Source organism: Tautonia rosea (genome assembly GCF_012958305.1).
Lineage (GTDB): Bacteria > Planctomycetota > Planctomycetia > Isosphaerales > Isosphaeraceae > Tautonia > Tautonia rosea.
The window spans coordinates 19,019-38,021 of record NZ_JABBYO010000021.1; the positions used below are offsets into that span (position 1 = coordinate 19,019).

General features: G+C 64.1%; 12 protein-coding genes. 5 read left to right on the forward strand and 7 right to left on the reverse strand.

The features are described 5' to 3' along the window. Positions 1–111: 111 nt before the first annotated feature. Both HG800_RS24680 and HG800_RS24685 read right to left on the reverse strand, forming a co-directional pair. Positions 112–1,461, reverse strand: coding sequence for a hypothetical protein (locus HG800_RS24680; RefSeq protein WP_169980636.1), 1,350 nt, complete (start codon positions 1,459–1,461; stop codon positions 112–114). 292 nt (positions 1,462–1,753) lie between these two features. Then, on the reverse strand, positions 1,754–3,259 hold the full coding sequence (locus HG800_RS24685; protein WP_169980638.1) for a type IV pilus twitching motility protein PilT: 1,506 nt from the start codon (positions 3,257–3,259) through the stop codon (positions 1,754–1,756). A 284-nt stretch (positions 3,260–3,543) separates the two neighbouring features. Here HG800_RS24685 and HG800_RS24690 point away from each other — a divergent pair, with 284 nt between their 5' ends. The 5 genes from HG800_RS24690 (at position 3,544) to HG800_RS24710 (ending at position 14,133) form a co-directional block, all read left to right on the forward strand. Continuing rightward, the gene (locus HG800_RS24690) at positions 3,544–4,614 is read left to right on the forward strand and encodes an MBL fold metallo-hydrolase (RefSeq protein WP_169980640.1); all 1,071 of its coding nucleotides are present in this window, start codon (positions 3,544–3,546) and stop codon (positions 4,612–4,614) included. 146 nt (positions 4,615–4,760) lie between these two features. Further along, a complete protein-coding gene (locus HG800_RS24695) occupies positions 4,761–6,107 on the forward strand; it encodes a pentapeptide repeat-containing protein (RefSeq protein ID WP_169980642.1) in 1,347 nt (448 codons plus the stop codon). A 560-nt stretch (positions 6,108–6,667) separates the two neighbouring features. Further along, entirely contained in the window at positions 6,668–8,098 is a 1,431-nt protein-coding gene (locus HG800_RS24700) for an MATE family efflux transporter (RefSeq protein WP_169980644.1), read from the forward strand. A 629-nt stretch (positions 8,099–8,727) separates the two neighbouring features. Next, positions 8,728–10,275: a hypothetical protein gene (locus HG800_RS24705; RefSeq protein ID WP_169980646.1), complete on the forward strand. Its 1,548-nt coding sequence runs from the start codon at positions 8,728–8,730 to the stop codon at positions 10,273–10,275. 156 nt (positions 10,276–10,431) lie between these two features. Beyond that, the gene (locus HG800_RS24710; protein WP_169980648.1) at positions 10,432–14,133 is read left to right on the forward strand and encodes a hypothetical protein; all 3,702 of its coding nucleotides are present in this window, start codon (positions 10,432–10,434) and stop codon (positions 14,131–14,133) included. Positions 14,134–14,143: 10 nt separating this feature from the next. On the opposite strand, the gene HG800_RS24715 is transcribed toward HG800_RS24710, so the two are convergent. From HG800_RS24715 to HG800_RS24735, 5 genes are all read right to left on the reverse strand, one after another. Continuing rightward, on the reverse strand, positions 14,144–14,506 hold the full coding sequence (locus HG800_RS24715; RefSeq protein WP_169980650.1) for a DUF7670 domain-containing protein: 363 nt from the start codon (positions 14,504–14,506) through the stop codon (positions 14,144–14,146). 210 nt (positions 14,507–14,716) lie between these two features. Beyond that, positions 14,717–16,144, reverse strand: a complete 1,428-nt coding sequence (locus HG800_RS24720; protein WP_169980652.1) for an arylsulfatase — start codon at positions 16,142–16,144, stop codon at positions 14,717–14,719. 140 nt (positions 16,145–16,284) lie between these two features. Beyond that, the gene (locus tag HG800_RS24725; RefSeq protein ID WP_169980654.1) at positions 16,285–17,205 is read right to left on the reverse strand and encodes a carbon-nitrogen hydrolase family protein; all 921 of its coding nucleotides are present in this window, start codon (positions 17,203–17,205) and stop codon (positions 16,285–16,287) included. A 64-nt stretch (positions 17,206–17,269) separates the two neighbouring features. After that, positions 17,270–18,478, reverse strand: a complete 1,209-nt coding sequence (locus tag HG800_RS24730) for a potassium channel family protein (RefSeq protein WP_315852102.1) — start codon at positions 18,476–18,478, stop codon at positions 17,270–17,272. Beyond that, complete coding sequence (locus HG800_RS24735; protein ID WP_169980656.1) at positions 18,475–18,930, reverse strand: hypothetical protein; 456 nt, start codon at positions 18,928–18,930, stop codon at positions 18,475–18,477. Before HG800_RS24735 ends, HG800_RS24730 begins: the two co-directional genes overlap by 4 nt. Positions 18,931–19,003 lie beyond the last annotated feature (73 nt).

Genomic DNA, 19,003 nt, shown 5'->3' on the forward strand with positions numbered 1-19,003 from the left:
ATGTAGGGTCCGAGGTGCAGGGTCCGAGGTACAGGCCTTCGGATTCGGCGAGGGTCAGCTCGGCGAATCCTGCATCGACGGCAGTGGGGCATGGCCGAGGGGAGACGTGGGTCAACCGTTCAGGAACGCGGCCCGAGGGAGCATGCGGGCGGGCAGTTGCGGGAAGACCGGGAGCCGCTCGGGCCGGGTGAACTCGCCTTGGGCCGGGAAGGCGGGGCGAGGCCGCTGCATGGCGAAGAGATTCGGCCGGGGGGTATTCAGCGCGGCGGGCCGCTGCCAGGCCGAGGCCAACCGGGTCGGCCGTTCGACGTTGGTCATGGCCACCGGGTTGATGGGCATTGGCAGGGGTCGGGCCCGCCGGTGCGACTGGTGAATGTAAATGGTGAGGGGGTCGGAGACGGCAAATTCATTGACGTCGAGCCGGATCGTTCCGGTGGTCGGAGCGATGATCGCCTCGCCGGTCTGGGTGAAGGTGCCGGTGGTGGGGAGGATCTGGCCGACGCCGTTGGAGAAGGTGCCGGTCCGGCTGCTTTCGTCGCCCGTGCCATTGGAGAAGGTGCCGGTCCGGCTGCTTTCGTCGCCCGTGCCGTTGGAGAGCGATCCGGTGCGGCTGCTCTCGTCGGCCGTGCCGTTGGAGAGCGATCCGGAGAGATCGGACGTTGAGACGGTGCCGGTTACCTCGGTTTCGAAGACGTTGAACTCGACCGGTCCGTCCGACTCGAACTCACCGGCACCGACGCCGACCACATCAATGTCGATTTCGAGGGTGCCGAAAATCTCGTCGGTAATCCCTTCGGTTTCGGCCACGGTGCCGTCGAGGTCGGACTCGAACCCGTTGATGGACACATCGCCTTGCAGGTTGGAGATGGTGCCGGCATTGATGCTCAGATCACCCTGAAGGTTGGAGATGGTGCCGGGGTTGATGCTCAGATCACCCTGCAGATTGGAGATGGTGCCGGGGTTGATGCTCAGGTCGCCTTGCAGATTCTCAAGGGTGGTGCCGTTGATCGCGAGGTCGCCGGTCAGGCCGGTCAAGGTGGTGGCGTCGATCGTCTGGGTTCCGTCGAGGAACCCGGTCGCCTGCTGACGGACGATGATCGAGTTCATGTCGGCGCGCATGGTCGACGGCAACTCGAAGGTGGCGCGATAGCGGCCGAGGATGTTGGTTGTGGTGGAGGTCAACGGCTGGCCGTTATTCAGGATATTCCCCTGGGCATCGAGGCCGAAGACTTCGACGACGGTGTCGAAGTTGCTCGAAGAGGGCTGCGCGGTGCCGACGACCGTGATCGGTGTCGGTTGCGTGATGACGACCCGCCCATGACCGACCCGGACGAAGGGGGAATCGGCCACGACCTCGACGGTGGGCTTGGCGTTGATCAGAACACTCATCAAGGCCCGCGTTTCAAGGAATTCCGGCAACCCTGACTCAAAGCGGCGAGACTGGCGCGATCGGCGCGGCATCGTGCAATCACTCCCTGACGTCAAAAGCAGTACGCCAACCTCCTCTGGCGTTGGTCAAGCGGAGTCTTCACCGAGAAAGACTTCGCGTCCTGATCGATCACAGCGTTGTATCGGAGTATCGGATCGAGTTCTGGACGCGATCGATCCCAAAAGGAATCCGAGCGTGGAATTCCCATTGACTGATCCGACCAGGACGCACAATCGGTCGGCCAGTCGGTAATGATGAGGCGATTGCTCCCGGAATCCAAGGGCCGAGACCAGAGTCCGGCCCTTGGATTCCGGGGGGGCCCAGTCAGCGGTGAAGCATGGAATCGAGGGAGGGGATGACGTAGGTTCCCAGCTTCATCTGATCGAAGATGGCGGGCTCGGAAGCGTAATCGCGGGCCGTTTCGAGGGAGATCAAATCCTTCTTGTAGAGGTCGAAGAGGTACTTCTCAAAGATGAACGAGGCCGAGGCATCTTGTTGCATGCCGATCTTAATGCCGATGGTGTTGCCTTCGAGGATGGCGTCGGTCACGGCCTTGGTGTCGTTGAAGAGGAATTCGAGCGCCGGGAGGCGTCCGCCGCCGGTTTTTGGTACGAGACGCTGGCAGATGACGCACTTCAGGGCGTCACGGAGTTGGAGCTTGACCAGGTCACGCTCGACCGGATCGAAGAAGCTGACGATCCGGTTGACGACCTCGTAGGCGGTTCCGGAGTGGAGGGTGCTGATGACGAGGTGGCCGGTGGCGGCGGCGTTGATGGCCGAGCGGATGGTGTCGGGATCGCGCATCTCGCCGATGACGATCACATCGGGGTCGTGGCGCAAGGCGCCGCGAACCGCGTCGTGGAAGGAGCCGATGTCTTCTCCGACGTCGCGCTGAGAGACGACCGACTTCTTGCTTTTGTGAACGTACTCGACGGGCTCCTCGATACAGAGGATATGCAAGGATTTGTTTGAATTGATCCAGTCGACGAGCGAGGCGACGCTGGTCGACTTGCCGCTCCCTGTCATTCCGGTCACGAGGACGAGGCCGAAGTGAAGGGCACCGAGGCGTTCCATGGCCGATCGGGGGATGTTCAAGTCCTCGAACGAAGGGATCGTCTCGGGCAGGAAGCGCATGGTGCAGTGGGGCACGCTGGCCTTAACGAAGGCGGAGACGCGAGCGTAGCCCAGCCCGACCTGGTGATAGATGAAGCTGCACTGCTGCCGCTCCAGAAATTCTCGGGCGTGCTTTTCGGGGGCGATGTCGTTGATGAAGGAATGGATCTGTTCGGAGGAGAGGGTGTCGAACGCCTGGACGCGTCGGAGGATGTTGTCGACGCGGAAGACGGGTGGTGCCCCCGGGTAAAGGTGTACGTCGCTGGACTTGAACTTGATCATCGCCTTGAAGATGTTTTCAGGGCTTAGCGGCGTGGTGCGGTACTCCTCGCCGTGAACGCGCCAGACCTCGGGCAGGGGGAAGGCGCGTGAGAGCAGGTCGCAGGCATCGTGCAGTTGCTGAACCTTCTCGTCGGAGGAGGCTGAGCAGTGGAGGATCAGGGCTTCTTCGAGCTCTGACAGCTCGCAGGCGACGGAGCACTCGCTGGCGAACCCGGCGAGTGCTCGTTTCAGATCAGCGCCGGGCTCGGGGAACCGGACGGTGAAGTCGTGGAAGTCACCTTCGAAGTTCGGCCTCCAGGCCGCGATCTCGACGCCTCGGGCGCGGACGACCATCCGCCTGGGGGGGCCGTGGATTGCCCGTAATTGCTCGTCGGCCATCTGGACGATCGACCAGAAACTTTTTTGATGGCCAATACCGAGCACAACCTCTTTCATGGCTGCACTCCTGAATACGTTGACGCGGTGGAGAGCGATTCCGAACCGGAAGGTAGCTCGCGAGGAGGTAGCCAGACGGCCCGGTCGTCATAAGCAAGCTGACGCCGACGTGTCATTCAAGGATACACGACGCGCGAGGCGGACGATATGGTTGGCCCGAACACCTCTGGAATTCAGAGGGGGTGTGCGTCGGGGTGTTGGGGCGGGGAGCGGGTTCGGATACGGTGGAGGGCTCGACCGAGCGACGAGCGAGCACTCGCCCCGAGGCCCCAGGACCCGCCGCCATGTCTCATGCTGCCCGCCGGACCGCAACCGAGATGCAACTGGTGAACGGCTCGACCGGCGACCCGCTGCTGTTCGTCGATTATCCGGGTCGTGACGACGCCTTGCTGTTCGATGCCGGAGAAAACGGCAACCTGAGCGCCGGGAGACTGACCGACCTGGCCGCCGTGTTTCTCAGTCATCATCACGTCGATCACCTGGTCGGGTTCGATCGGATCGTTCGGGCGAACCTTGACCGGGACAAGGATTTGCATGTGGTTGGGCCGGAGGGAACGATTGATCGGATCTCGGCGCGGGTGCGGACGTATGACTATCCGTTTTTTCCCTTCCAGAAACTCCGCCTACATCTGACCGAGGTGCGGGCCGATCAGTTGCGATCGGCGGTGCTGGAGTGGGGGGAGAAGTTGCCCGAGCCGATCGTTACGGAACGCGCGATTTCCCCGAAGGACCACACGCCCACGGTCTTTGAGAACGGGGTGCTGCGGGTCGAAGCCGCGCGGGTCGATCACACGGCGCCGTGCCTGGCCTTTGCGATTGTGGAGACGCCGGGCTTCCACGTTGATGGCCAGGCGCTCCGGGAGGGGCCGTTACGTCCGGGAGCCTGGGTGAGTCGGGCGATGGAGATGCTCCGGGAGGGGCAGGCCGAGGAGACTCCGGTGGAGATCGACGGGGGCCTGTTTCCGCTGGGAAGGCTGCGCGATCGGTATTTTCACAAGAGCCGAGGGGCCCGGATCGCCTACGTGGTCGATACGCTCTGGAGCGAGACGAGCCGCCCGACTCTGCTGGAACTATGCCGCCGCGCAACCCGGTTGTATTGCGATTCCTTCTACGCTCAGGCCGATCTGAAAAAGGCGAAAACGCACAAGCACATGACCGCGACTCAGGCGGCGGAACTGGCCCGAGACGCCCACGTTGAGGAGCTGACGCTCATTCATTTTTCGAATCGTTATGTTGGACGATATCATGATCTGGTTGCCGAGGCTGCCGCGATCTACCCCAATGTTTCGGCCGAGCTGAACGATTCGGCGAGCCAGCCCGCTCCCAACCCGGGCAGGAGGCGCCGCCGCGGTTGATCGCGCGAGCTTCGAGCCAACCGTCGGTGTCTTCAACGATTGCCGGGCGCTTTTCCGCAAGATCGGCCCCGCGAGGGCGAATGCTTCTCTCGACAGACAGGAATTGAATTGGATTGAATCGAAGGCGTGAACCCGAAGGAACTGTGATGGACGGCACCGAACCGATCGAACGCGAGGGGTCGAGCTTGAGTTCGTCCGAACCGGACGAGCCGATCGCCTATGACCGTGTCGCTCACGACGAACACCCCCGCAACGACGCTCGGCAGCAATTGCGCGCCGAGGAGGCCGAGCAGAAGATTCGGGACGGCGTGGCGATCAGCAATGCCGTCATCGTGGGTCGGCTTCGGCTGCGAGGAACGTTCGAGAAGGCGGTAAGGTTGCAGAATGTCGAGATCCCAAACCTGATCATTGACGGTGCGATCTTCGCCGACGAGGTCGTCTTCCGAAGCTGCCGCCTGAACCGGCCGATCATCCAGCGGAAGACACGGTTCGAGGGCGGGCTGTCGATGCAGGGGAGCGAGATCTCCCGGGCGAAGTTCGACGACGTGAAGATTCAGGGGAAGGCGAATTTCCAGAGCGTCCGATTCCGGAGCAAGCTGGATATTCTCCGCGTGCGATTCTTCGAGTCGGCGAACTTCTGGGAGGCACGGTTCGACGGCTGGGTCGATTTCAAGATGTGCCGGTTTGACGGGGTGGCCGACTTCCGGAGCATTTGCGCCGACGAGGGCTTCACCTTCCGGATCTGCGACTTCGCCGGCGACTTCCTTTTCCGGGGGGCCAGCGTGGCGAAGAAGTGCGAGTTCAACGAGTCCAAGTTCCAGGGGATGATCGACTTCTCGAAAGCGAAGCTGCACGACTATGTGTATCTGGAATTGATCACGCTGGGCGAGGGTGCGCGGTTCGCCTTCTGGAACGCCGTGGCCGAGCGGGTGCAGGTGCGCCCCGATCAACTGCAAGGGCGGATCGCCAGCGAGTGCGAGAAGGATCACGCGAAGGCCATGTGCGAATATGGCCTGTTGAAGCGAAACTTCGAGGCCTTGCATCGTCATGAAGAGGAAGACTGGGCCTTCTATCACTTCAAGGTGAACGAGCGGCGATCGAAGCCGAGGACCTGGGCTCGCCCGTGGTCGAAGATGAGCCAGGCGTTTGAGTGGCTGGTGCTCGACCTGGGTTGCCGATACGGCACCAGCCCGTTTCGGACGGTGGCCGCCGCGGCGGTGATGATCATTGCGTTCAGTCTTGTGTACATGATGGGAGTTACGTTGCTGCCGCTCGAAGCGGGGAAGGTTCCCTTCGACGGCGAGCCGACGACGCTGGCCAACCGGGTCGTGATCGGGCTGGTGACGAGTGTTTCGGCCTTCACCGACGGACTGGGGAGCCTCCGAGAGACGGCAAAGGGGTGGATGAACCTGTTCCTGGTGGCCGAATCGCTGCTGGGGACGCTCGTCTGGGGCCTGTTCATCGTGGCCTTCAGCCGGAAGGTGATTCGCTGAGCCAGGAGAGTCGGGAGGATGGGACGATCCTCCCGCTCTCGGCAGTTCGCTCGGATGAGGATAGAATCCGACGTGTCTCGATCTGCCATCGTTGGGGGAGCCTCATGGCCCCGATCACCTACCCCCACCTCATTAGAAACTCCCGAAGGAACTCCAATCATTGAGGGGACGCGCATCTAGGTCCTGTTCATCGCCCGCGAACGGTTCGCCGGGAAGGATACCGACACCATCCAGCGTCTCCTTCCCGACCTGACGCTGGGTCAAATTCATTCGGCCCTGGTGTATGATGACGACCATCAAACGGTGATGGACGAGGAGATTGCGCGGCGAGATCGGATGTTCGAGCAGCGGAAGGCCGAGGCGACCGAGTCTCCTCTGAAGCGGAAGCTCAAGGACCGAGGATTGATTCCGTGAACCTCCGGCTGTAGCTCGATCATCATGTCCCGTCTGCCGAGGCCGGGTTGATCAGGAACCTCCGAACCCGAGAACCGGGCGGTGTGTCTGGAGCGGATTGACGAATCGGCGAGCAAACGGGATCGGGGCAACGAGGAGGCAGGAAGATGGATCGGCTCGGGTCGAGGCGGGGAAGGACCCGAGGGGCCTTCGTTCAGAAGGTGCGCGACGGGCTGGCGGTGGAGCTGCCGCCGATGATCCGGCTGGCCGGGCCGGTGGTGCTGGCCGAGCTGGGATGGATGGGCATGGGACTGGTCGACACGATGTTCGTCGGCCGGCTCAGCGCCGAGGCGATCGGGGCGGTCGGCATCGGCCACGCGGTCTTCTTCGTGACGACGATCGCGGGCATGGGGTTGTTGCTCGGGCTTGATACCTTGATCTCGCACGCCTTCGGCGCGGGGCGGCTCGACGAGTGCCGGAAGTGGCTTCGGCACGGGATTTATCTGGCCCTGATCCTTTGTCCGCCCTTGATGCTGGTTTGCTGGCTCGCGGGGGGGCAACTGGAGCGGATCGGGATTGAAGCGGCCGTCCGTCCCGAGGCGGAAACGTACGTCCGGTTGGTGACGCTTAGCCTGCCGCCCTTGCTGCTCTACACGGCCTTTCGGCGGTACTTGCAGGCGCAGAACCGGACGGGGGCGATCGTCTTTGCGCTGGTGTCGGCCAATCTGGTGAATCTGGTCGTCAACTGGCTCCTGATCTTCGGCAACCTCGGCTTCCCGAAGCTCGGCGTGGCCGGGGCGGCCTGGGCAACGGTGATCTCGCGAGGGTGGATGGCCCTGGTCCTGCTGCTGGAAATCGTTCGGATCGATCGGAAGCTTGGCCCGGAGGCCTGGCGAGGCGGCTGGAGGCCCGAGCGGCGTCGGTTCCGGTCGCTGGTGACGCTCGGCTTGCCGGTGGCCGGTCAGTTGATCCTGGAGATGGGGGCGTTTGCGACGGCGACGTTCCTGATCGGCCGGCTTGATCCGGCGTCGCTGGCGGCGCATCAGATTGCCCTGAACGTGGCGAGCCTGACGTTCATGGTGCCGCTCGGGATCAGCTCGGCCGCAGCGGTGCGGGTGGGTCAGGCGATCGGCCGAAAAGACCCGCGCGGAGCGGGCCGCGCGGGGTGGTCGGCATTGGCGCTGGGGACGGCGTTCATGACGGTTGCGGCGGTCACGTTCGTGCTGGTGCCGAGGGGGATTCTCTCGATCTTCACCGATCAAGCCGGGGTGATCGCCGTTGGGGTGGTCCTGCTCTGGGTCGCGGCGGTGTTCCAGTTGTTCGACGGGGTGCAGGTGATCGCGACCGGAGCGCTCCGCGGCTCGGGAGACACCCGCACGCCGATGCTCGCCAACCTCGCCGCGCACTGGGCGATCGGCCTGCCGATCGGGGTCGGGCTGTGCTTCGGCCTGCGGGTGGGAGTGATCGGCATGTGGATTGGGCTGTCGGTCGGCCTGATCGTGGCGGGGGTGCTGTTGCTCTGGGCCTGGTCGCGGAGGGTGGCGGGAATGCTGCCCGAGTGTTCCGAGGTCCAGGAATCGCTGACGGTGGAAGTGTGAGCAGAAGGGGAAGGCGTCCATTCCGAATCGCTTCAGACGATTCCGAGACGGTGGCGAGATGGTCGTGTCACGGTTCAACTCCGTCCGGCTCATCGCGTCGCGACCGAACCGTGCCGCCATCGCTTGCCGCGGGCGTTCCAGGTTCTGGAGATCCGACTCAAGGGCCCGGATCGTCACCCGAGATGCTGGCACGCAACCGCAAAACCCTCGCGTGCCAATCTTTCAATAACACGAATGCCAACAAATAGAAAACTCGATCCTATTTTCGCATTTGATAACGGCATCGACCCTGTGAGGTCGTTTGCGGTTGAGGCCAATTGCCAGCGTCATGCTGAGATCGTCCTGGGCGTTGTCCCTCCTGCTCGACTCCGCACCGGGGAGGGTTCGGGCGGTTAGACGCGGGATCCAGGTCGCGGCACGGGGTATCATAGGAATCAATCGGACCAAGATCTCTACGTTAAGCGAATCGCACGATGTTCGTGCAAGCGCAAGAGGTCACGCGCTCGATCTTCACCGACGAAGCCGACTCGATTCCGCTACCCCCCCCGACGGAGGAACTCCTGGTCTGACCCATCCCCACCCCCGGCTGCACCGGAATTCCGTCGTCGAGTTACGATCGGAGGTGCGACGTGAGCACGCACGATCAGCAATCCATGGTGGCCCTCCGGCCTGGGCTGCTCGCAGACGCCGGAGGGATCTGTGACGCATCTGACGCCCTCCAGGAGTTGGTTGACTCGACCGCCCCGTATGGGACAGTGGAACTCCCCCCGGGGGTATATCTGCTGGGCCGGCCGCTTGTCATTTCCAGGCCCCTCACCCTGACGACCCGAGGCCGGGCCGATTCCAATGAGCCCATCGCCTCGGCCTTCTCTGCATCGTACAACCCGAGACACTTCGCCACCCTAAAGGCCGCCCCGACGCTGCTCTTTCGCGATCCCCGGCGGCTCCGCGACCAGCACGAGGGGCTGCTTTGCATCCGACCGTCGGAGCATGAAGACCTGCTTGCCGATGTCCAGATTCACCACCTGATCTTCGACGGTAATGCTCGGGCTCGGCGGGAGGCAGCGGGGGATTGTCGTACCTGCGACCAGTTCAACTGCGCCAACGTCAACGCCCAGCGCTGCCGGAACCTCGAGTTTCGTCATAACGTCTCGATCGACGGTTGTACGGGGGGCAACGATCCCTACGCGAACCTCTTCATCGATACTCCGGGCCTGTGGCTCTACGGCAACCTCTTTTCCAGGCATGGAGACGTGCCCATCGGCTGGCAGGCTCCGAGCTACCTGAGCAGCACCACGGTCCACCAGTTGGCGACCAACAGTCTGGAAATCCAGGCCAACTCCGGCGATGTCCCCGACCTCTGGATCGCCGACAACCTGGTGTTCGATCCTTCGAACCTCGGCATCGTGCTTCGACCGGGCACTGACAGAACAATCACCGGAGAGGTCACTCGCAACGAGATCAAACAACAGCGCAACATGAACTGGGGGGCGGCCCTCTTGCTCTACGGCCAAGGCTCGTTCGGCGACGGGACCCGTCAGGATTCGCGAAACACCTTGCTCGTCCACCACAATCGGATCGACGGCAACTCCGCCGGCGCGACGATCCCGGGGACGCGCACACGACTCCGCATGGCACCGTTCGGGATCCAGATCGGCACCCGTCCGTACGGCCCGGCCCCCGACGTCCTGGCATGGCGGGTGGAGGGGGGGCGGATCTTCGCGAATTTCATCGACAATACTCAGGTTGGCATTAATGTCGATGGCGCGGGAACGGTCAGTGCCCCGGTGGTCGTCGTTGATAATGAGACTGGCCCGGGGGTCGGGTTGGCCTTCAACAAGGCTCCCAGGCTCGACGGCCCGTGCTCCGGCAATGTGGTGCTCGCGAACGAATCGCTCGAGACCGAAGCGGGGTTCACCCGGCAAACCGGCCCGCTGGTCCTCTCTGCCGATGAGGATCGGCAGCTAGAAGGCTGGGGATCGGTCCCCACACACGAGCAATGCGCCTGGGGATGTTGTCCGGCCCTGATTGCAGTCGCTCCCAAACCGATCGGCCCCGTCGTCGCTGATCTCGGCGTCTTCGGATCAATGGCCATCGTCCGCAGACGACCCCTCGGACGGCTCTTCTCGCGGGGACGCAGGGCACTTCGGGCGCTGCTGCGTCGAGATCGCCGATGACCGGACGCCCGACCGCCGGAGCACAGGCCGGCTATCCCGGAATGTCCAATCCCGATCGATGGGAGGAGATGGGTCATCTGGTCAGGCCCGCCCAGCCGCGATAGCATGAAACCCTCGCGTCGTCAGGAGACGGCGGGCGGCAGGGGTGAGGAGACGATGGAGAGCAGGGCGGGCGGTGGTCGGGGGATGTCGCTGGACGAGCTGAAGCAGGCGATGCGGGCGGCCGACCCGAACGCCTTGCTCGTGCCCCCGCGCATTCTGAGACGGGTCATCAAGCACGATCGGAAGATGGCCTCGCTCGGGTTGCAGGTCCCGCACCGAAAGACGTACGTGCTCGACGCCAACACGGCCACCAGCATCCTGGAACGGGATGAGTTGGGGCTTGATGTCGAGGCCGAGGCCGCCCTGACCGGATCGGTGATCCTGCTGGCCGAGCCCCCTCCGGAACGCCTGGCGACCATGACGCGCGGCCAGGTCTTGCTGCGCTACTGGCGGATGCTCTTTCACGCCCGGATCGACGAGGAACTGGAGCACCAGCGCCGTTCGGGCTCCCTCTCCGACGCGGTCTTGCGGAGCCGGGTCGATCGGATCGGCCAGACCATCTTCGACGAGGCCCGGATGGTCCTCCGGCTCGAAGACTATCTGCTGCCACCGCGCGACCTGTGGGAAGTGTATCGAGAATTCGCGGCGGTTTACCTGGAGCTGCGCCACTTCGCGCCGCGATTGCTCGGCTCGTACTTCCCGGCGATCGAGGATCGTGAGGCGGTCGACGCCGTGCTGGCCGAGGATGTCAACGCACCGGCCTTGTTTGATCGGACCCGGCCTCCGGGAGCCCCCGAACCGGCTGCGCTGGGGGCCTTGATCGAGGCGGCGGCCGACGAGCCACCGCCGCCGGACGAGGCGGTCGGCACCTGTCCGCTGCCTGCCACGAAGCCGGCCCGGAGGCTGGCCGAGCAGCTTGTTCGGCGGTCGGAACGGTCGGAACGACGCGGGAATGTGGTGCGAGCAGCCATTCAGCTTGCCCGATCGTCGAAGTTCATCGACCCGCTTGGCCCCCCCTCGGCCTCTGATCCGTGGACCAGGGCCCGAGCCGCCCTGGGTGTGCTGGGAGAGCGACTGGTCGAGGCGTTGGGACTCGATCCGAACGAGGCCGACGACTGGCGGCGTGCCTTGCCTGCCCTGCTGGCTCCGGCGTCGGAGGGGATCTGGGCGGTCGAGGCTCGGCTCTTGTTCGACCTGCAAAAGCTTTGTGTCGATTATGAACGGCCGATCTACACGGTGGATCTGGTCGAGTGGTTTTTGACGTTTGGGCGTCGGCCGATCAAGCGATTGTTGCCGCATCAGCGCGAGCTGCTGGCGGTCAAGCACTTGCGGTCGGCTCACCGTCGCCTGCGGCACGCTCGAATTTCCGATCCCGACCGTCGACGGCTGGCTCACCTGATCTCGGGGGCCTTGCACCGCGCCGAGGTCACGCTGCGCGACCAGTGCCGCGAGCCCCTGGCCGACTCGCTCCGCCAGACCGGCTTGCACCCTCGGTCGGTGGCCGAACAGGTTTCGTTTGACAAGTCGGTGGAGGAGCTGCTCGACAAGGTGGTGGAGCAAGGGTTCTTGACCATGAGCGACCTGCGCGACGCGGTCGCGAGGAATCACGTCAAGCTGCCTGACCTGTCGGGAGCCCAGGAATTTTTCAAAGGGGACCGCCTCTTAAAAGCCAATCGCCGGATGGCCGTCTCGCTCGACGGGATTTACCGCCGGGGAGAGGTTTACCTGAGGTGGTTGCAGCGGTTCAGCTCGCTGGCGTTTGGCACGCCGGTCGGCCGGTTTCTGATGAATTACGTCGTCCTGCCCTTTGGCGGGGCGTTCGTGGTGCTGTTCTTCGTGGACCACCTGTTTGCGGTCGTGACCAAGCAGCTCGGGTACGGCGAGGACCCGGAGAAGGCGGCCGAGGCGGCCGAGCTGTTGGTAGCCGGGGCAGGGGGGCTGATCGAAGCGATTGAGACGACCGCTGCGACGGCCATGACCGGATCGGGCGCGGGCCTGGGAGCGGCTGTCGCACGGTTCAGTGAGACTGCCGCTGAGGAGACCTCGGTCTTCGCCGCCGAGGAGCTTCTGAGCCTTCGCCGAGAGGCCGAAGCCGCCGGCACGCTCGACGTGGGGGACCACTCCGGCGGCTTGCACCTGATTCCGCACGACCTGGAAGCCTGGGTCTGGGTGACGCTCGTCTCGGGCGCCTTCCTGATGGGCCTGATCCACTTGCCCTGGTTCCGCCGCCAGGTGGTCCGGCTCTTGCGAGCCTTTTACGAGGTGGCCAGGGGGGTGCTCTTTGATTTCCCCCGCTGGATCTTCCGCCAGCATTACATTCGGCTCTTGATCAGCACGAGGAGCTTTCAACTGCTCTGGCGGATGCTGGTCAAGCCGATCGGCCCGGCGTTGCTGCTCTGGCTGGTCCTGGGGCTGATCGGCGTGAACCCCGAACAGGCCCGCACGATGACCATTGGCATGTTCATCGCGTTCGGCCTGGTCTTGAATCTGAGGGTGGGGCGGGACATGGAGGAAATCACCTCCGATTACCTCGTCCGGACCTGGCGGGTGATTCGGGTGAACATTTTCGGCGACCTGTTCCGCTTCATCATGGACTTCTTCGCCAGGGTCCTCGAATACGTCGACCGCCTGCTCTACACGGTGGACGAGTGGCTCAGGTTCCGAGGGGGAGAGAGCCGTGTCTCGGCCGTGATCAAGGCGATTCTGGGGGTCTTCTGGTTCTGCATGACCTATGCCGTGCGGTTCATCATCAACCTGCTGGTCGAGCCGCAGGTGAACCCGATCAAGCACTTTCCGGTGGTGACCGTCTCGCATAAGATCATGGCCCCCTTGTTGATTCTGATGATTCCGCCGCTGGCCGAGGCGCTTGACGACAAGGAGCTGGCGACGACGATCTGGTTCTTCACGCAGTTGCTCTTGCCGGGAGTGTTCGGCTTCCTCGTCTGGGAGTTGAAGGAGAACTGGCGGCTGTACGACGCGAACCGACCGAGGTACGTGCCTCGGGTGCTCGTCGGCAGCCACGGCGAGTCGATGTCGCGCTTGCTTCGCCCTGGATTTCATTCGGGAACCCTGCCACGGACCTTCCGCCGGATGCGCCGGGCCGCTCGCAAACGGACCCGGTTGCCGGAGTTTGAGGTCCGGCTGGAACGGCTCCGCGAGCATCGCCACCACGTCGAGGAATCGGTCGCGCACTTCATCGAGCGCGAACTGGTGAACCTGCTCGCTCATACCCGGGCCTGGGAAGACCTGGAGATCGAGATTGCCGGGGTCGAATCGAGCTCGAACCGGATTCGGGTCTCTCTGCGGGTGACCGAGCTGGGAGACGAGCCGCTGGTCCTCATCTTCGAACATGCGTCGGGCTGGATCCTGACGAACGTGGCCGCGCCGGACTGGGTTGAGCAGCTTTCCGACGACCGCCGCCGGGTGCTTCAGGCCGCGCTGGCGGGGCTGAACCAGATGGCCGGCGTCGAGCTGTCGATCCCTCAGGTGCAGCACGTTTTGCCGCCCGAGGTCCGCTCGTTCAGCTTCTCCGACGAGGGGCTGGTCGTCTGGGTTGGCGACCGCTTTCAGACCGAGGCCACCTACGACCTGACCGCCGAGACGCGATTGCTCTACCCCTCGGTCACCGGCCCTCGGCCGGTCCCCCCTCTGCCGACGATCGAGGCCGATCGCCTCTTGCTCGACCACGACCCGATCACCTGGGCCCGCTGGGTCGAGACCTGGGAAGCCGAACGGGATGGCCAATCCCCTGCCGAACCCTTCCGCCGCGCCTTCCGCATGCTCGCTGATCCTGAACCGAGTCAGGCACCGGCCTGAGCGGTTACCTTCATCCTCGTCGGAGCGCCCAGGAGAGCAGGAAGAACACTGCCGGACTTGCAAAGAGCAAGAACCACGGCCCTCTCGGCCAATCTCCCGATCCGGCCAGGTGGACCAGGTCGAACGCCGCCACGCCCAAGACCGCGATCAAGGCCCCCAGCCCCTCGCGCCACCAGGCCACGATCAGGCCGGCGACCATCGTGATCGGGAAGCAGAGCAAGAGCAGCGCCTCGAATCCCGACATCCGCCACGGCCAGGGCGGATCGCTGATCACGAAGAGGCTGATCAAGCCGATCGACAGCAAACTCAAGATCCTCCCCGACCACCGCGCCACCCCGGCCATCGTGATCGGACCCATGACGATCGCGTCCATCGCAGCGTTCCTCCGCCCTTCGAGGCGACGCCTCCGGCGACGATCGCCCCGGAGTCACTCCTGATCGCCTTGTCCTCTTCCTTTCCCTGCGAATCGAGGAGGGGAATGTGCCAGCGAAGGATCGGAGCACGGCAGGAGACGGTAGTAGGGTCCACACTACGGACCCTACGAAGCGGGAGGATCGCCCTTCTGTCGTCAAGTCGTGCGCTGTCACTCCTCGGCGTACCGGAGCGGCCAGACCTCCGACTCGGTGCGCTCGGTGTCGAGATAATGGGTGATTGCCGAGACGATCTTCGGGTGATCGGCGGATACATCTGTCGTCTCGCCCAGGTCGTTCGCCAGGTCGTACAGCTCAAGCGGGCCGTCGGGGGCGAGGCGGACCCCTTTCCAGTCTCCCATGCGGGCGGCCTGTTTCGAGGCGCGGCCTTCGTGGAATTCCCAGTAGAGGAACTCGTGACGTTCCTGCTCGCGGCCGGCGGCTTCGGGTCCGAGGAGGGTGGGGACGAGGGAGATGCCGTCGAGGTCGTCGGGCAGTTCGGCGACGGCGCTCGACCCGGCCAGTTCGGCCAGGGTGGGAGGGACGTCCCAGAAGGTCCAGACCTGATCACTCACCTTTCCGGCGGGGACATGGCCGGGCCATCGGACGAGCATCGGCACGCGGATGCCCCCTTCGTAGAGGTCGCGCTTGATGCCACGGAGAGGGCCGTTGCTGTTGAAGAAGTCGGGGGAGTACTCGGGGCCTCCTTCGCGGTGCGGGCCGTTGTCGGAGGTGAAGAAGATGATGGTGTCGTCGTCGATCCCGAGGTCGTCGAGCGAGGCCAGCAATCGGCCGATGTCGCGGTCCATGCGGGCGATCATGGCTGCCTGACCCTTGAGGGGGTTCGGCCAGTCCTTTTCGGCAAACGAACCGTAATCGGGAACTTCCATGCCGTCGCCGGTCGCTCGGGAACCTTCGTTGTTCGCGTGAGGAATAGTCAAGGCGAGGTAGAGGAAGAAGGGCCCGTCGCGGTGCTGTGCGACCCAGTCGAGCGCCTCCTCGGCGAAGAGGTCGTGCGAGTAGGTGACGCGCTCGATGGCGACCCCTTCATCAGAGCCGATGACGTTCTCGGGAATCTCGACCCGCTCCTCCTGACGCCAGAGGTGATCGGGGTAGTAGTTGTGGGCATGCTTCTGGTTCAAGTATCCGAAGAAATCATCAAACCCTTGTTTATTCGGCACGCCAGTCGATTCCGGCTCGCCGAGGCCCCACTTGCCGATGAGGGCGGTCTGATAGCCGGCGGCCTTCAAGGCCTCGGCCACGGTCACATCCTCGGGCAGGAGGGGCACGCGGTCGTTCCCTCGGATGCGGGCATGCCCCGAATGATAGCCCGTCATCAAGACGCACCGCGACGGGGCACAAACGGTGCTGCCAGCGTAAACCTGGGTGAAGCGCGTCCCCTCGGCGGCCAGGCGATCGAGATTCGGCGTTGGGATGGTCTTCTGCCCGTAGCTTCCCAGGTCGCCGTAGCCGAGGTCGTCGGCCATGATGAAGATGATGTTCGGCGGTTTCGGATGCGTCCCCGCCTCCTCGGCGGCCCCGGCGAGCGTCGCGAGCGTCAGTGAGGCCATCAGGGCCAGTCCCAGCGCGATCCTCGGCATGACGGTTCGTCCTTCCGTTCAGTGCGTGGCGTGAAGCGAGGGGAAGGGGAGGCGGTCCCCTCCGCGACTCTTTCCCGACGATTTACCCTACCCCCCTCACGGCTGATTCGCCACGTCCTTGTGCATCGGCCTGTCGATGCTCAGGACCGCCGTCCACCGCTTGAGGAGTCATACCAACGCTGGAAGGTTCGATCGACTTCGGACACCTGGCGGCGGAGTTCCGGAAGCATGCGACGCCAGTGCTTTGCGAGGATGCGGGGGTGGTTCAAGCTGTCGATCGCATACTTGCGCGTGGCTTGCGAGAGGTCGAGGTCGTGGACCAGGATCATTGCGCGGCGATTGTCGGCCAGCTGAAGGAAGGTTGCGTCGGGGGCGACGATCTTCGAATCGCCGGCAGACCACTTGCCGCCGCCCTGGGGGCCGACGGAGTTGGCGAAGACGTAGTACACGGCGTTTTCGAAAGCTCGGACGGGGATGCCGTCTCGCCCCTTGCGTTTGGCGCGCGAGACCTCCTCGGCATCCATCCCAGCGTTCGGATGGAAGACGATCTGAGCCCCGGCCATCACGGGGAGTCGGACGAGTTCCGGATAGCGCCGCTCGTGACAGATGATCACCGTCGCAGGCACCCCATCGAGCGAGAAGAGGGAGATCCCGTTGCCGGGAGTAAACCACTGTCGATCCGATTCGGTGAGCTGGCACTTTGCATAAGTGTGGATCAATCGGCCCGTCCGATCAAAGACGAGCAGGCCGTTGAAGAGCCGACGCCCGGCGAAGATGGGGCTTCCGACCAGGAGGTTGACCCGGAGTCGAGCGGCGATGGCCGCCACGTCGTGCAAGCCGTTGCGGAGCGGGGCCGGTTTCAGCGTGCTGAAGTCGAAGGCATAGCCGGTGGTGGCACACTCGGGGAACAGGACGGCATCGGCACCGGCGTCGGCCGCCGTGATCGCCGCCTGCTCGATCTGTTCCAGATTACCGGCGATCGAATCGGCGAAGCGCATCTGGACGGCCGCCACACGTAAGCGAGGCGAGGCGGGGGATTCCGGGCGTGGCGGCGGACTCATCGGAAGCCTCGAAAAGGATCATGCCGGAGCATGAGCAAATGTCGTTCACAGGTGGTTCCATCGCTCAGAGTGCGTGTTCGGGCGGCGGCTCAGGCGGCGAGGGTGCCGGGGCCCCGTCCTCCCGAGGGCGGTTCATCCGTTCCAGATCGACGAGCCGAGCGATGGGGGCGATCACCAGCACCTCGTCTCCGGGGCCGAGCACCACGTCGTGATCCGGGTTGACGTTCGTGCCGTCTCGGCCATGATGCATGACGATATTAACCTGCCGGTCGTGCTGGATTTCGCCGATTGACCGGCCGACCAGTGCCCCCTCGGGAGCAATGGTCAGGTCGACCAGATGCACGTGACGCCCGGCGAGTTGGAAATCCTGGTAGATGCGCCGTCCGGTCGCCGCGGCCACGAAGGCCGGGGCGGCCACCCGGGCGGTGGAGACGGCCGGCAGGGCGAACGAGCCGGCGACCTTCTCGGCCAGCGACTCGTCGAACATGCGCATGACGATCTTTGCCTTCGGGTTCAGGTCGCGGGCGGTGAGGGCGGCATCGAGGTTTGCCAGGTCGTCCTGAGTGGCCAGCACCACGGCCTTGGCCCGGCGGACTCCGGCGGCTTCGAGGGTCTTGATCGTGCGGGCGTCGCCACGAATGACCGGCACCTCGCGATCGAGAATTTCCTCGATCAGCTCCGACTCGACATGAGGCCGCTCGATCACGACCACCAGCTCTCGAAGCTGGAGCATCTCCTTGACGATCTGATAGCCGACCGTTCCCAGGCCGACGACGATCACGTGTTGCCGATAGACCGATGCCACCATGCGATGCCACTCCGGCAGGTTTCCCTTGCGCGAGAAGACGAGATAGCCGAGCCGGATCAACGAATCGGCCACCGCCCCGAGGCCGATGATCGGCACCAGAAAAAAGGCGAGCTGCAAGTACCACTCATCGGGGAACTCCAGCGCCGCCTCGACGAAGATCAACAGGAAGATGCCGTGACAGGCCTCGGCAAAGTCGAGTGTCTCGCCGTCGTGGTGGTAGAAGCGGTGCAAGATCCACCCGCCCCCGAGCACCAACGTCCAGAAGACTAACAGCGGCCAGCGGAATTCATGGAGTAAAAACCGAGCATAGCTGGCATACACCCTGACCTTCAGCCAGATCTTCCCAAGACGATCCTTCGGCCTCGGCCCGACCGCCCAGGTCCAGACTGGCTCGACGAGGCTCGTCGGCGCTCGCGGCCCCTCGATGGGCGTTGGCTCCTCGATTAGACCGTTCTCCTCACTCACAGCCTCGCCTCGTCCCAGGCCTTGCCCAGCAAGTCGACCATACCCAGCTCGGCGGCCCAGTGATCCAGCGCGAGATCAGCATCGCGAGTCGCCCTTACGGCTCCATGCACTGCGCTGGCCAGGGAACCCCCGAGAGCATGTGCGATCCCAAGGCGATCCAACGCGCTGATCACATCTCGCAGCGTTTCCAGTTGCTCGATTGGCGCGTTCGCGAATGGCACCTCGGGAAGATCAAAGAGCGAGATCGGGCCGAGCAGTGCTTCGACCCATGCTCGGCGGATCTGGTCGGGAGTCGCTTCGGGATGCCGTCGAAGGTAGCCGAAGTCGTGGAGCAGGCGAATGCGGCGGAGTTCTTCCCGAACAATCCGCCACTTCCGCTCCGCCGGCATCCGTCGATAGGCCTCGGCCAGCACCCGCTCGGCCTCGGGGGTCGTGTCGCTCAGTCTCGGCATGGTGGGTTGCCCTCCCCTCGGCCTTGGATTGTAGCCGGTCGGTCGGATACAGTGCAGGGGTGCATCCGCCCGA